The sequence below is a fragment of the Vibrio sp. S/42/10 genome (genome assembly GCF_029890535.1).
In the GTDB taxonomy this organism is placed as follows: Bacteria; Pseudomonadota; Gammaproteobacteria; order Enterobacterales; family Vibrionaceae; genus Vibrio; species Vibrio cyclitrophicus.
The window spans coordinates 291,384-306,277 of record NZ_JAKMZC010000002.1 but is presented as its reverse complement, the minus strand read 5'-3'; the positions used below and the strand labels follow the sequence as shown (position 1 = coordinate 306,277).

The window sequence follows — 14,894 nt, the reverse complement described above, 5'->3', positions numbered from 1 at the left end:
TCTGGCTACTTAGGCATTTCAATCAGCAATTTGTACCCTACCCCATAAACCGAACGGATAGGGTTTGCTGTTGGTGCTACGGCATGGATTTTTTTACGGATGTTCTTTATGTGGGTATCAATATTTCTGTCTGATACATCGGCAAGGTCGCTGTAAAGCGCATTGAGAATATCATCACGACTATACACTCGGCCCGGATGCTCCACTAGCAGGCGAAGTAACATGAATTCTTTGGGCGTTAAGTCAAGAAAGCAGCCACCAAATCGGGCCTCATATTCGTCAGGCTTTAATACAAATTGTCCCAAAACTAACTCAGCGCTAGGTTGAGAAGAACGGTTAGATACTAGGTTTGGTTGAATGCGGCGCAGTACCGTTTTGATCCTCGCAATCACTTCTCTAGGGCTAAACGGCTTGCAGATATAATCATCAGCTCCGAACTCTAAACCAATTAATCGGTCAATCTCTTCACTTTTTGCGGTCACCATGATGATAGGTAATTGAGAAAATTGACGTACTTGTTTGCATATTTCCACACCATCTACATCTGGCAGCATTAAATCAAGTAACATTAAGTCAAACGCCTGCGATTTCACCGTCTCAACAACATTCGCACCCGACGCGAGGTGGGTCGCTTCAAAGCCGCTATTTTGGCAATACGCGATCAAGACTTCGGCAATGTATTCCTCGTCTTCCACAATCAAAATATGCGTCTTCATTCTCTCTTTCCTCTATCGAAATCTTATTGTGAGCCAGTATGGTGATGGATCGGTAGGGTTATCATCATTTTAACACCGCCCAGAACTGATTTTTTAGCACAAATAGTGCCTTGATGCGCCTCGATAATTTGATAACACAATGCTAAACCAATACCAGAGCCACCATGCTCTCGACTGCGAGATTGTTCTACTCGATAAAAGCGTTCAAATACCCGCGTGAAATCTTGCTCAGGTATGGATGGAGATGTGTCTTCGATTGCCACCTCAACGGTATTTTTGTCTTTGTGAAGGGATAAAGTAATGTTTCCCGGAGCATCGGTATAACGACAGCTATTCTCCAATATGTTGGTAAACAACTGCGTCAAACGTTCTCGATCAGCCACCACAAAACACGCTGCATGCTCTTTCGTATACAGCGATTCACACTCTAAACCTAGCCCCAATTCATCGGTCTTAACCTTAAAGCCAAGTAAGATATCTTTGAGAAGTTCAACAAGATCGAATGAAGATTTTTGGTATGACAAACCGCCAATATCAGTAATAGACAACTGATAAATATCACCGACTAAATGGCTCATGCTATCAATTTGATCAATCATCACCTGTAAGCGCTTTTCATCCGCTTTAAAAATCCCATCTTGGATCGCGTTAAGTTGCCCTCGAACCACTGTGAGCGGTGTTTTCAGTTCATGAGCAACGTCTGACATCCACTTTGAGCGTTCCGTTTTGTTCTTCTCCAGTGTCTGAGCCAGAACGTTAATATTGTCTGTGAGTACGCCAAGTTCATCGTTACTAGCGCTCTCCACCCTTGTTGAAAAATTACCTTGAATCAACTGAGTCGTACCTTCATTCACTTTAAAAATGGGCGCAACCAAGTGACGAGAGAAAAGCCAAGCTGTTATAAACGCAAGAGCGATAACGGCCAACGTAATCGCAACATAACTTTGGTATTGCTCAGCCAAAAATGCGTTGGCAGGGCTGTGTTCAGCCAGCCGCGAAGGGACATAACTGAGCCAGCCGATCACGACACCGTCTAACACAATGGCGTGAGTAAAGGCGCTTTCATCAATTCGAGAGCGGCCTACCACCACCGTTTTATCGACATCATATAAACTGAGTCTTCTCTGCGTTTGCAATAACTGGCTCATTCCCGTCGTATCCGTCGGTAAAGCGAGTGACTCACGCTCCTCTGGCCCTTTTCGAGTGCCCACCAAACGTCGCCAATGCTTCTCGTCTTCTTTTAGCGATTGCCACGACCCATTGGTTTGATAGTACTCTCCCAACTTTTGGCTGACTTGCTTGATATAGCTCGATTCGGCCTCTTTGATAAAGTCATGAAAACCCGACGACAGGTTCTGCATGATCAAAGCGAGCATAATGCACACCGCGACAAAGCTTGTGATACAAAAAGCAAAGAAGAACTTATGAATGAGTTTCAATTTATAATCTATCTTCAACGTTCTTTCCTTATCCTCGAGATAACGCATCCACCGGGTTTAATCTTGCTGCATTTCTAGCAGGTAAGAAACCGAAGAGAATCCCGATCAGTGTTGAGCAAATAAAGGCCGCAATAATTGAGTTTGTCGAATAAATCATACTCAAACCACTGCTCGTCGATGAGACAATCAAGCCCACAGCGTAAGCTAACCCTATCCCCAAAGCGCCCCCACACAAACACACTAAAACGGCTTCTATTAAAAATTGTCTTAGAATATCCGCTTGCCTTGCTCCAACTGCCATACGAATACCGATTTCTCGCGTTCGTTCGGTTACCGACACCAGCATGATATTCATAACACCGATGCCACCCACCACCAATGAAATAAAGGCAATAGCCGAGATAAGTAAGGTCATCGTTGATGAAGTTTGTTCGATATTTTCTCTGACCGTATCCGTATTCACGGTAAAGAAATCTTCCACACCATGGCGCATTTTAATTAAATTAATGATCGCTTGCTCTGCAGCGGTACTGGATACTTCGTCGCTCACCCTAACCGTAATATCATTAACGTAATTTTGGCTATAAATACGAGAATTTACCGTGCTATAAGGTAACCAAACATTCAGAGCATCACTATTGCCAAACGCCATTTCTCTTGCTTCGGTAACCGCGATAATACGCACTGGCAAGCGACCTAAAAAGATGACTTTGCCAAGTGCTTCACCATCAGGGAAAAGGTCATTTAAGGTATTGTTATCAATAACCGCCACTTGCTCTAGTGCATCGATACTTCCCTCATCAAATAACTGCCCTTGTGCGACTTCAAAACCTCGAACGCGAAAGTAGTCAGGACCAACACCTTGCACTTCTGCTGTCACCGCCTCATTACCATAGCGCACCGCCACATTCACACGCACAGTCGGTGTCACACTATCAACAAAGGAGAGATTCGTTAAAGCGTTTGCATCACTTGCTGTCAAGGTTCTCACTCGCCCAGCACGTCGGTCGCCCAGCCCAGAACCAGGTTTGATTTCAATAGTATTGGTGCCCATTGAAGCCATTCGTGACAAAACCTGAGCTTGAGAACCATTGCCAATCGCTACAACGGACACCACAGACGCAATACCGATGATGATCCCCAGCATCGTCAGAAACGTTCTTAGTCGATGGCTTCCCATTGCGGATAGCGACATTTTGAACGCTTCAACAACGCTGAACCACTGTGCAGAAAACGGCTTTGATATAGGTTTATTGACACTTTGTTTCTCTTCGATTCTTGTCGCTGAATATTCAGTTGAGGCGCTATCATTATTGGCACCGCTCGTTATATCACTCACGATTTCTCCATCAGAGATCTCGATTACGCGCTCCGCGGAGGCGGCGATCTTAGGGTCATGAGTAACCAGAACAATAGTATGCCCTTGTTGATGCAACTCACGAAGTAAGTCCATCATCTCTTTACCGCTATGGCTATCGAGAGCCCCGGTTGGTTCATCGGCAAGGATCACAGTACCACCATTAATCAAAGCGCGGGCGACACTAACTCGCTGTTGTTGCCCACCACTAAGTTGACTTGGCTTATGATCCATTCGCTCCGCTAGCCCCAACCTTTTTAACAGTTGCTCAGCTCGTGCTTGGCGGGACGCTTTGTTTTCGGCTGAGTAAAGCGCAGGGATCTCGACATTACCGATAGCAGTGAGATCATCTAACAAATGATAACGTTGAAATATAAAACCAAAATAGTCACGGCGTAATTCCGCTAATTGATCAGGGTTCATTACCGATGTATCTCGACCATTAACAAGATAAGTTCCTTCGCTAGGAGTATCTAAGCAACCTAAAATATTCATTAAAGTCGATTTACCCGAACCAGAAGCCCCCATTATCGCGATCATTTCACCGCGACGTATGGTTAGGTTAACGTTGTTCAATACCGTTAACTGATCATCACCTGCAGGAAAACAACGACTGAGTCCTGAGATTTCTAATAGAACGTCACTCATAACTAAGGTCTCCCGCCATTACCTTGACCACGACCTCCAGGACCTCCATTACCACGACCACCTTTCTCAGGCCCTAATGTCGATGACATATCAAAACCTGATGACGATTTGGCGTTCGCTTGACCAATAACAACTCGATCTCCTAGCTCTAGCCCATCCAGAACTTGTGCATACACTTTATTATTGATGCCAATCTCAACATTTCGCATCTCTAATGCGCCTTCAACTAAAACAGGGACACGATAACGATTCTTGCCGGGAAGCTTTTTAGTCAGGACTTGAGACGGAACCAATAGTGCTTCTTGTGCATCATCTAGTACGATCGAGACTTGCGCTGTCATACCAAAGCGCAGCAACCCTTCCGTGTTATCGACATCAAATACCGCGTTATAATAAATAGCATCATTATCACCAATGTTTAGCTCGCTATCGTCGCCAGTCAAAAGGGTTGGGCCAGGCTCAATTGATTTCAGTTCACCATAAAAATTGTGTTGTGGCGCGCCTAAAATCGAAAAATACACTTTTTGCCCCGTCGCAATGTGAATGATATCGGCTTCAGACACTTGTGCCTTGACCGTCATAACATCAAGTTGAGCGACTTCAACAATGGAAGGTGTCGATTGATTTGTGTTAACGGTTTGCCCCTCTTCAACAGAGACATAAACAACCGTGCCATCAATCGGTGATTCGATCTTTGTATAGCTTAAATCCAGTTGAGCGTCATCGACACTGATCAGCGCTTTCTCTTTTTCTGCAACCAGTTGGTCGAGTTCGGCTTCATAAACAAGAAGTTCGGCCTCTGCTGCGTCATACATGGATTGCGAGCTGGCATTTTTTAACAACATCGCCTTTTGTCGTTCAAAAGCAAGTTGTGACTGATAAATCTGCGCTTTTTTCGCTCGATATTGCGCATTAATGTTAGTGAGTGAAGCATGGGATTCTTTCAATGCGTTTTCTTGTGAAAGGTTATCAATTTGAGCAATAACATCACCAGCTTTAAGTGTGTCACCGACCGTCACGGCTATCGACTCTAACTTGCCTGAAACTTGAGCACCCACATTCACCATTTTGTAGGGATATAGCACACCGTTAGTGAGCACCACCTCTTCGATGTTACCGATGCGAACAGGCTCCGTAGAATAAGTGACGATTGAGGCATCGTTCTTCATATAAAAATAAGCGGCGACAGCACCGATAGCGATAACAAGTAAAGTGATCGTCACTAACTGTTTGATGTTTTTCATGCGAAGGTTTTCCCAATTTTTTCATTACTCCTAGGATAACGAAAAAATGTGAGGGAACTTTGAGACGTTAACACCATGCAACACACTGATAATAAATAAGTTTTATTAAAAAACATTAAATTGTGTGATAAATGTGTGGTGATAAAGAAACAACGAACAACAGAGAGACGTATAACTAAGCGTTTCTAAGTTCAGGAATGCAATCTGCATCAAGTTATTTGCAGCTATCCAATGACTCGTATAACCCCTGAGCCTTAACCCTGCCTTAACCATATAACTGCTATCCTTTTTTCTATGTTTGCAATTCTGCTTCTAGGATAAGGTTTCATTATGTTTCTACCCCGCGCGTTAAGATTGCCTTTGGGCTTACTTCTCTCTAGTTCTCTACTATTGGGCTGTGGCGAACAAGCTATGGAACAACGACCAGCCCCAGGTCCTATTCATGTCGACGTTTTAGACTTGACTCCAACAACACTGCGTTTGACGACCCAGTTGCCAGGACGAATTGCCGCGTTCAAGCAAGCAGAAGTGAGGCCTCAAGTAACAGGGATTCTCAAAAGCCGCCTATACAAAGAGGGCTCTCACGTAGAAGCCGATGATGTACTTTATGAAATTGACCCAACCACTTATCAATCCAACGTTAATAGCGCACAAGCTCAATTAGCGAAAGCACTGACGAGCGAAGATACCGCTCGAAAAACGGCACTCCGCTATAAAGAACTATTAAGAAAAAAACTGACCAGTCAGCAAGATTTTGACGATGCAGACGCCCTTTACAAAGAAGCCCAAGCTGAAGTCGCGATCCGCCAAGCAGAATTGGATTACGCCGATATTGAACTGTCTTATACCAAAATCAAAGCGCCTATCTCAGGTCAGGCTGGTCTTTCTTTGGTCTCTGAAGGCTCTTTATTGACCTCTGAGCAGTCTTCTTACCTGACGACTATTGTGCAAACCACGAACGTTTACGTGGATATGCAGCAATCTTCGTTAGCGATTACCAAAATCAGAAAAGAGTTTGCGACCTTTACCGACAAAAATGCTGAGATCCCAGTAACGATAACGTTAGAAGACGGCAGTGCGTATGACGAAGTCGGCCATTTAGAGTTTTCGGACACGCTCGTTTCAGACTCAACCGGTACGGTAACGCTACGTGCCATCATTCCGAACCCTGACAATACTTTACTCACCGGTATGTACGTACGCGCCCATATTTCGATGCCAGAAGCACGAGGCTACCTTGTTGTTCCGCAATCAGCTGTAGTAAGAAGCCAGTCTGGTGATCCTTCAGTTTTTGTCGTTAACCAAGACAACAAAACAGCGAAAAAGCCAGTCGTTCTCGGCAATGAAGTGGGTAACGGTTGGGTTGTTAAAGAGGGGCTTTCTAGCGGTGAACAAGTCGTCATCACCAACATAATTAACATGAAAAATGATGTTGCGGTTGTTGTCGATAGCAGAACAGACAGTACCGTTCCTGCTTTGGCGAGCGAGGAATAAACCATGTCCTTATCGAACTTTTTTATTAACAGACCGATTTTTGCTTGGGTGATTTCCATTGTCATTATGCTTTCAGGCATTGCGGCGATCGTCTCTTTGCCTGTCGCGCAATACCCAACAATTGCACCACCAGCCGTGACTATTTCAACGTCATACCCTGGCGCGTCAGCGAAAACGATTGAAGACAGCGTAACCCAAGTCATCGAACAAGGCATGACAGGGTTAGATAACCTTCTTTACATGGCGTCGAAAAGTGACTCTTCTGGTAGTGCGAGTGTGACCTTAACGTTTAGCGCAGACACTGACCCCGATATTGCCCAGGTACAGGTGCAGAATAGCTTACAGCAAGTGAGCAATCGCCTGCCTACAGCAGTACAAAACCAAGGCACATCTGTGACCAAGAGTACGTCGGGTTTCATGTCGGTCACCAACCTCTATTCGCCTGATGGCAGCATGAGTGCGGGCGACATTCAAGATTACGCAAACTCTAACATTAAGGACATCTTAAGCCGTGTTAACGGCGTAGGCGAAGTGACTATTTTCGGTCCATCTTATGCGATGCGTATTTGGTTAGACCCTGCAAAATTGAACAGCTACAGTCTCACCCCTGTTGACGTTTCTAATGCCGTATCGGTTCAAAACAGCCAAGTTACTGTTGGACAACTAGGCGGAACGCCAGCCGTTGATTCTCAGTTAATTAATGCCAGTATCACAGCGCAAAGCCTATTAACCAGCGTTGAAGAATTTGAGGACATCTTAATTAAAGTCGACAGTGACGGATCTCAAATTAAGCTCAAAGACGTCGCACGTGTCGAGTTAGCCAGTGAAGAATCTTCATCCATTCCAGCCTACATGGGTAAGGACTCTTCAGGTATTGCGATCACCCTCGCCACCGGCGCGAATTCGTTAGACACACAAAACGCGGTTGATGCAAAACTGGAACAACTTTCAAAAGGCTTTCCAGACGGACTAGTATTGGTTAAAACAACCGATAACAACTTGTTCATTCGCCTTTCTATCACTGAAGTGGTCAAAACGCTATTTGAAGCGGTTGGGCTTGTGTTTATCGTGATGTTACTGTTTTTGCAGAACTTACGAGCAACCTTAATCCCAACCATTGCCGTGCCAGTCGTACTACTTGGTACCTTTGGTGTCATGGCCATGCTGGGTTTCTCAATCAACACACTCACCATGTTTGGTTTGGTGTTAGCGATCGGTTTGCTGGTTGATGATGCCATCGTAGTCGTGGAAAACGTTGAGCGGTTGATGCATGAAGAGAATCTATCTCCTCTTGAAGCAACTAAGAAGTCAATGGGACAAATTACCAGTGCCCTAATCGGTATTACGATGGTGTTGTCGGTTGTATTTATTCCTATGGCCTTCATGTCAGGGTCAACGGGCGTTATCTACCAACAGTTCTCTTTGACGATTGTCTCGGCAATGGTGCTATCCGTTGTCGTCGCATTGATTCTTACTCCTGTATTGTGTGCAACGCTTCTAAAGCCTGTCGATAAAGCGTCGAGCAATAAGTTTTTTGCACTGTTTAACCGAGGGTTCGACAAGCTATCCAGCCAATACCGAGGTTCAGTTAAACACGCTTTACAGCGACCACTACGCTTCGTTTTTGTTTACCTAATGCTTTTTGCCGGCACGGCTTACCTATACAACGTGCTGCCAAGTTCATTTTTACCAAATGAAGACCAAGGTGACTTCATGGTTATGGTCACCACACCAACGGGGACCACATTACAAAAGACACAAGAAGTGATGTTGGATATCAAAGATTATTTTGAAGAGAACGAGTCACACACTGTCGACCACGTGTTTACCGTGTCTGGATTCAACTTTTCAGGCTCTGGACAAAATGCAGCAATGGCATTCATTGGCTTGAAAGACTGGTCAGAAAGGACGGAGCCTGGAACCGATGTGGATTCCATTATCGGCCGTGTTATGGGTGAATTTTCAAACTACAAACATGCACAGATCTTTGCTTTTAGTAGCCCAGCGATCCGAGAGCTTGGTACTTCAACAGGCTTTAACTTCTACTTAGAAGACGTCGGTGCTGTCGGTCATGACAAGCTGATTGAGATAAGAAACCAACTACTTGGTGCTGCGGCACAAAGTCCATTATTGCAAAGTACACGTCCAAATGGCCTGGAGGATACCGCGCAACTATTCCTTGATGTCGACTATGAGAAAGCCAAAGTGCTCGGTTTAGAAATCGATGACATCAACCAATCACTGTCGATTGCTTGGGCATCGTCATACGTGAATGACTTTATCGACCGTGGCCGCTCTAAGAAAGTTTACATTCAAGCTGATGCAGAATATCGCATGACACCAGAAGACCTGAACTTATGGTTTGTGCGTAATAACAACGACGAGATGGTGCCTATCTCAGCCTTCAGTACTTATCACTGGGGTCAAGGTTCTCCACAGTTACAACGTTATAACGGTAATCCTGCAGTGGAAATCGTCGGTGAAGCCGCCTCTGGTTATAGTACTGGTGAAGCGATGGCTGAAATCGATAGATTGGCAGCCGAGATCTCCAATGATGTACAGGTAAGCTGGACGGGAATGTCCTATCAAGAGATAGAAGCCGGCAACCAAGCGCCAATTCTGTATGCGATCTCCATCTTGATGGTCTTCCTCTGCTTAGCGGCTCTGTATGAAAGTTGGAGTATTCCAATTGCGATTATTCTGGTGGTTCCATTAGGCATACTCGGCGCACTGGCTGCGATTATGTTACGAGGGTTAGAAAACGATGTGTACTTCCAAGTAGGCGTGCTAACTACCATAGGTTTAACCGCCAAGAACGCCATTTTGATTGTTGAGTTCTCCAAAGAACTTTATGAAAAAGGCGTCAACATTATTGATGCAACGGTACAAGCATGTGAGATGCGTTTGCGCCCTATCATCATGACGTCACTGGCGTTCGGACTCGGCGTATTGCCTTTAGTGCTGAGTACGGGTGCAGGTGCTAACGCGCGTAATGCGATTGGTACGTCCGTTTTAGGCGGCATGATGGGAGCGACGTTGTTAGTGATTTACTTCGCTCCGCTATTTTTTGTCTTGATCTGCAAACTGTTCAAGTCAGATGACAAAGCAGAAATAGCAAACGACACAGAACAACCAAACTGAGCAATCACAAAACGAAGTAATAATAAAACCGAATACTAACAAAATGAAGATATGGTGAGCCTAGGAGTGGCTCATCATTACTCGCTGAAAACTTTCAAAGGATAGAAAATGACGAACAACCGACCATCTCGTATAGGAACATTATTACTAGTCATCGCTTTTACCGCATTACTCATGGTTGCGGTGATGATATTTGGATCTCGCATGGGCTTATGGGACCCTATTGTTGGCTTTGGCTACATTCGAAACTACCTCAACCCTATCGGCCTCTCTCTACTCGCTTTAAGTACACTCGGGCTCATCTACCAATGGATTACTCGTGATCGTACAGGTGCGCTCAAGTCTCTGGTTGCTGCATTCATAGGGCTTGGTCTCATCGCGCCAATGCTCCATGGCATAACTCACCCCGTAAAGCGTGAGCCTGCAATTCATGACATTACTACCGACACTATAAACCCACCTGAATTTTATAAGCTAGACGATACGCGTGCAGGTGCCAAAAACTCTCTGATTTATGCAGGAGAAGAAGTGGCTGCCATACAGAAAAAATTGTACCCATACATTAAACCTATTCAGTCGAACCTTTCTTCTGAAGATGCGTACGCAAAAGCACTGGATATAGCGAAAAATAGTGGATGGGAAGTGGTTGCAGGATACCCAGAGGCATTACGCTTTGAAGCAACGGCTCAAACAACTTTCTTTGGTTTTATGGACGATGTGGTCGTTCAAGTTACCCCAATAAACAACAAAAGCCGTATCGATATTCGTAGTGTGTCTCGAATCGGTCGCAGTGACAAAGGTGTCAATGCCGCTAGAATTGTAGAGTTCACCGAAAGTTTTAACCAGTAAGCCGTTTTAGTCACAACACCTACCTTCATTAAAGGATGAAATTAATATGAACCTAAAAAGTATGACCAACTTCATTGTTGCATCTAGCTTAATTGTTGCTCCTTCATTCCTCTTTGCAGCAGAGCCAAATGTACCGACAGAACCGCCATACATTGTCTTAAGTGATAATTTAGATGAGCCAAACGGTTATGGGTTTTGTATTGATACCTACGGACCTGGTCAATCAGAATTAATGCAAACTCATACTTGTAAACCCAAAGCGCCTGAAGGTTCTCCTCGCAACTATTCGGGTCATGATGTGAGATTTGAATTCAACAACGAAACAGACCAAATTCAGTCTTACGCGTTCGAAGGGCTGTGTATGCAAGGGCTTCTTGCGAAAGGAAAAAGCGAACTCGCGTTACTAGAGTGTAGCGACGCCAAAAACCAAGGTTTTGTTTACAGCGAAAATGATCAAACCATTCGATTAAAAGCGGACTCTAGCTACTGTTTGGCAGTGACATCAGAAACTCAAGAAGCGGGCCCATGGGTGAAACGTCCACTTGAACTGATTCAGTGTGAGGAAGCAGAACCGGTTCTAATGAAGTGGACTGTTGTTTCTAAGTAACAAGTACTCATTGGTTAATCTATTTATTTCACAACCCAATGCTTTACAGGTGACATTGCATATATGTAATGTCACCTTTATTTTGCAGGGAAATGAAAGATGGATGATTCTCATCGCTTATCACTCACCATTGAGAGTCGTAAACCGTGTTATCCAAACTTTAAAACGTTTAAATAGCATTCATTTTCGATAGCAACGAGCCTTAACTCAAGTATGTGTAAACACATAAATGAAGGCGACGTGATTTATTGCTTGTTGATGCGGTTAACAATAAAACTTAATGCCACAGCTGCAACACTAAAGCCTACTACACCTACCCAGCCGACCAATTCAAATACCTGAATACCCACAAACGAACCGAAGGCACCACCAAGATAGTAGCCAAGCATATAGACCCCATTTATACGGCTCTGAGCTTGTGGATCAATTGAAAATACGCGGACTTGATTCGATACCTGAGCACTGAACACACCAAGGTCGATAAGAATGATACCGGCGATCAACCCAATCAAGGTATCAGCAAAGAGCCCCGAAACAACAAAGCCAGCAGCAATAATGACTAACGCCATACTGATCATATTTCGAGAACCAAACTTACCTACTAATGAACCTGAAACTTTGGCACCAATCACACCAGCAAAGGCAATAACCCCAAACATCCCAGCTTGCTGAGCATTGTAATTAAATGGTGATTCGCTGACGTGCAAAGCTAACGTTGCCCAAAGTGCATTGAACGAAGCAAACCAAAGCGCGCCGGTTAAAGCAGATGTACGTAGTATCGAATGCTGCTTAATTAACGTTGCCATACTAGCAACAAGCTTAAGGTAAGGTATCTTGATTGTCGGAGTATTCGTCGGTAAAAAAGCGTATAACATTAAACCAAAGATCATCGCGATACTTGCCGACATCATAAACACAGCACGCCACCCAAACTGCTCACCAACAAAACCACTGAGTGTACGAGAAAGCAAGATGCCAACGGTCAGGCCTGTCATTAAAGTCCCAATGACTTTCCCTTTCGTTTCAGGAGTGCTTAATGACGCTGCAAATGGAATCAACTGTTGAGTGATATTGGCACTTAAGCCAATCGCAAAACACGCAACAACCAACACAATTAAGCTAGATGCAGAAAACGCAATAAATGATGACAACACTAACATTACCGATAGGATCGCAATGAGGCGTTTGCGCGGCAAAGTGTCCCCTAATGGCGATAAGAAAAGTAGCGCCACTGCATAACCAATCTGACTAGCCGCCGGCACTGCGCCGAGTTGTGCGCTTGTTAAACCGAGTTCTGTACCGATCTTGGGTAAAATCGGCTGGTTATAATAAAGATTTGCAGCGGTTGCTGAGACAGCGCTCGACATAAGTAATAAGCGCCCTGTACCCAGAGTTTCTGTCGTCACCTTTGACATGATTACACCTTAATTTTAGTTCATCGTTTTAATGAGTGATTTTGATGAAGTGAGTTTAAGGGTGACGCTTAAATAGCAAAAATACCTATTTGATGTAAATTCTATACGCAATTTGCATAGATGATTTCCTAACTCATACTCTGTTGAATTGCTTTAATTTCACTCTGTACTATCGCTGCAAATGCACTAGCAGTGGGAGATTGAGCATGTAAATGGTGTGTCATCACCAATGGCATCTCTACATCCACAGATTCAAGGTTAATAAAGACACAACCCTCACAACGTAAGTCACGAATAGCATAAGGAGCTACCGAGACACCTAAGCCAGAAGATACCTGGGTTAACACCGTTTGCATGTGGTTGGGTTGTTTTTTTATATTTGGAGAAAAACCGGATAAATCACATTGAGTAATGATGGAATCAAATAACCCCACGGCTTGCTCACGTTCAAATAAAATGAAGGGATCGAACTGCAGTTGCTTTATTTGAATGATCGAACATTGGGCGAGTTCGTGTGTGATTGGCACAACCGCAACGAGCTTATCTGCATAAATCGGAACGGAAACGTAGTCATCATCAATCAGATTTGGAAGTGGGCGAGAGAAACTGATATCAATCTCCCGCTTTTCAAGAGCTTCGATTTGTTCAGAAGCTGTCATCTCAACAAGATCGACATCAATAGTTGGATTTTCAGTAATATACTGCCGAACTAAACGAGGCAAGAAACTCAACGTTGCGCCCCCAAGGTAACCAATTGTCAAAGTACCAATATGACCAGAAGAGGCTCGAATTGCGGATTGTTTCGCTTGTTGAGTATGTTCTATGAGTTTTATGGCGTCTGTGAGTAAATGCTTTCCAGCAGCACTAATAACGACTTCGCGAGATGTGCGAAAAAATAGGCTAACCCCTAGTTCATGCTCAAGGCTTGTAATGTGGCGACTAATAGCAGGCTGAACTGTGTTCAATTCCTTTGCTGCTTTTGAAAAGCTTCTGTGTGTGGCTACAGCTACAAAACTTTTTAATACTTTGATCTCCATATGACCTCAATATAAACCTTGATGGTTAACAAGCGCGAACACTGCGCGTGTATATTATTTTATTCTCAATGACAAAGAATTGACGAGTAAACCTAAAGCCAAGAACAAGTTACAACAAACGGTTCTTATATTGTTCTGGCGTTTGGCCGGAATATTTCTTGAACATACTAATGAACGGACTAGCTTGGTTATAGCCTAAAGTCAGTGCGACTTCTTTAACGGATTGCCCATTTCTTAACAGATCCATAGAGTACAAGTAGCGTACTCGAAGTCGCCATTCAGTAAAGCTCATCCCCAGTTCACTTTGACAGTGGCGCGATAAGGTTCGCTCTGTCGCGTGCACTTTATCGGCCCAATCTTTCAGTGAGATATCATCAGTTGGGTTCTCTTCAATCGCAGCAAGAATGGGCGCAAGATATTTATTATCAGTTGAAGGCAAAAAGTGATGCTCAACTTGACGCTCTGCCAATTGATCCAACAATACTCGCACTAATCTTTGATCTTGTTCGCTCGCAGCAACGTTAATATCACGCTGACGAAAATCATCGATAATCGAGGATACGATTGGTGTGATCTTTATTAAACTGGTTTTCTCAGGCAGATGTTGCGTTAGCTCATGGGAAATATTCAAAGAGCAATAATCTAAGGGTTTGCGATTATAACTGCAGTGCATGACTCCAGCAGGTACCCAAATAGCTAGGTGTGGCGGGGCTAGAAAGCGTGTACCTTCAGCTTCCATTTCTAGAATACCGCCACTGATCAATTGTACTTGTCCCCAAGGGTGGCTATGCACGCGAGTTTCAGTGTTCGATAAGAAAGCTTCGAAATTCATAAATACGTTGGATGGTGCCTTATCGATTGATAAGGATGGGTGAAGGTTTCTTGAGTGTTTTTTCAAACTTGTCTTCCTATCGCGCCTGATGTCTTTTTAAAGATATCTGTAAGTA

The 14,894-nt window shown here is 44.1% G+C and carries 11 protein-coding genes; 4 read left to right on the top strand and 7 right to left on the bottom strand.

Annotated features, from left to right (window positions below):
- Positions 1-5: 5 nt before the first annotated feature.
- The 4 genes from L8S15_RS03650 to L8S15_RS03635 are packed head-to-tail and all read right to left on the bottom strand — an operon-like array spanning position 6 to position 5,404.
- Positions 6-716, bottom strand: coding sequence for a response regulator (locus tag L8S15_RS03650; protein WP_280572013.1), 711 nt, complete (start codon positions 714-716; stop codon positions 6-8).
- A 23-nt stretch (positions 717-739) separates the two neighbouring features.
- On the bottom strand, positions 740-2,173 hold the full coding sequence (locus tag L8S15_RS03645; protein ID WP_280572012.1) for an ATP-binding protein: 1,434 nt from the start codon (positions 2,171-2,173) through the stop codon (positions 740-742).
- 10 nt (positions 2,174-2,183) lie between these two features.
- Complete coding sequence (locus tag L8S15_RS03640; RefSeq protein ID WP_280572011.1) at positions 2,184-4,160, bottom strand: MacB family efflux pump subunit; 1,977 nt, start codon at positions 4,158-4,160, stop codon at positions 2,184-2,186.
- Between the two features lie 2 nt (positions 4,161-4,162).
- On the bottom strand, positions 4,163-5,404 hold the full coding sequence (locus tag L8S15_RS03635; RefSeq protein WP_016784304.1) for an efflux RND transporter periplasmic adaptor subunit: 1,242 nt from the start codon (positions 5,402-5,404) through the stop codon (positions 4,163-4,165).
- A gap of 330 nt (positions 5,405-5,734) precedes the next feature.
- Here L8S15_RS03635 and L8S15_RS03630 point away from each other — a divergent pair, with 330 nt between their 5' ends.
- The 4 genes from L8S15_RS03630 to L8S15_RS03615 all read left to right on the top strand — a co-directional run bounded on the left by L8S15_RS03630 (position 5,735) and on the right by L8S15_RS03615 (position 11,495).
- Entirely contained in the window at positions 5,735-6,898 is a 1,164-nt protein-coding gene (locus L8S15_RS03630; protein ID WP_280572010.1) for an efflux RND transporter periplasmic adaptor subunit, read from the top strand.
- A gap of 3 nt (positions 6,899-6,901) precedes the next feature.
- Positions 6,902-10,039 carry an efflux RND transporter permease subunit gene (locus tag L8S15_RS03625; protein WP_016767862.1) on the top strand — a complete coding sequence of 1,046 codons (3,138 nt, stop codon included), beginning with the start codon at positions 6,902-6,904 and terminating at the stop codon, positions 10,037-10,039.
- 108 nt (positions 10,040-10,147) lie between these two features.
- A complete protein-coding gene (locus L8S15_RS03620) occupies positions 10,148-10,888 on the top strand; it encodes a DUF1499 domain-containing protein (protein WP_016767861.1) in 741 nt (246 codons plus the stop codon).
- A 46-nt stretch (positions 10,889-10,934) separates the two neighbouring features.
- Positions 10,935-11,495: a ricin-type beta-trefoil lectin domain protein gene (locus tag L8S15_RS03615; protein WP_010431427.1), complete on the top strand. Its 561-nt coding sequence runs from the start codon at positions 10,935-10,937 to the stop codon at positions 11,493-11,495.
- A 245-nt stretch (positions 11,496-11,740) separates the two neighbouring features.
- Here the strand turns inward: L8S15_RS03615 and L8S15_RS03610 are convergent, their stop codons facing one another.
- The 3 genes from L8S15_RS03610 to L8S15_RS03600 all read right to left on the bottom strand — a co-directional run bounded on the left by L8S15_RS03610 (position 11,741) and on the right by L8S15_RS03600 (position 14,845).
- On the bottom strand, positions 11,741-12,910 hold the full coding sequence (locus L8S15_RS03610; protein WP_010431430.1) for an MFS transporter: 1,170 nt from the start codon (positions 12,908-12,910) through the stop codon (positions 11,741-11,743).
- 128 nt (positions 12,911-13,038) lie between these two features.
- Positions 13,039-13,947: a LysR family transcriptional regulator gene (locus tag L8S15_RS03605; RefSeq protein WP_010431433.1), complete on the bottom strand. Its 909-nt coding sequence runs from the start codon at positions 13,945-13,947 to the stop codon at positions 13,039-13,041.
- A 109-nt stretch (positions 13,948-14,056) separates the two neighbouring features.
- On the bottom strand, positions 14,057-14,845 hold the full coding sequence (locus tag L8S15_RS03600; RefSeq protein WP_010431438.1) for a helix-turn-helix transcriptional regulator: 789 nt from the start codon (positions 14,843-14,845) through the stop codon (positions 14,057-14,059).
- Positions 14,846-14,894 lie beyond the last annotated feature (49 nt).

Coding starts and splice junctions, on each gene's coding strand:
- L8S15_RS03650 (WP_280572013.1), bottom strand. CDS start 716: ATGAAGACGCATATTTTGATTGTGGAAGACGAGGAATACATTGCCGAA.
- L8S15_RS03640 (WP_280572011.1), bottom strand. CDS start 4,160: ATGAGTGACGTTCTATTAGAAATCTCAGGACTCAGTCGTTGTTTTCCT.
- L8S15_RS03635 (WP_016784304.1), bottom strand. CDS start 5,404: ATGAAAAACATCAAACAGTTAGTGACGATCACTTTACTTGTTATCGCT.
- L8S15_RS03630 (WP_280572010.1), top strand. CDS start 5,735: ATGTTTCTACCCCGCGCGTTAAGATTGCCTTTGGGCTTACTTCTCTCT.
- L8S15_RS03625 (WP_016767862.1), top strand. CDS start 6,902: ATGTCCTTATCGAACTTTTTTATTAACAGACCGATTTTTGCTTGGGTG.
- L8S15_RS03620 (WP_016767861.1), top strand. CDS start 10,148: ATGACGAACAACCGACCATCTCGTATAGGAACATTATTACTAGTCATC.
- L8S15_RS03615 (WP_010431427.1), top strand. CDS start 10,935: ATGAACCTAAAAAGTATGACCAACTTCATTGTTGCATCTAGCTTAATT.
- L8S15_RS03610 (WP_010431430.1), bottom strand. CDS start 12,910: ATGTCAAAGGTGACGACAGAAACTCTGGGTACAGGGCGCTTATTACTT.
- L8S15_RS03605 (WP_010431433.1), bottom strand. CDS start 13,947: ATGGAGATCAAAGTATTAAAAAGTTTTGTAGCTGTAGCCACACACAGA.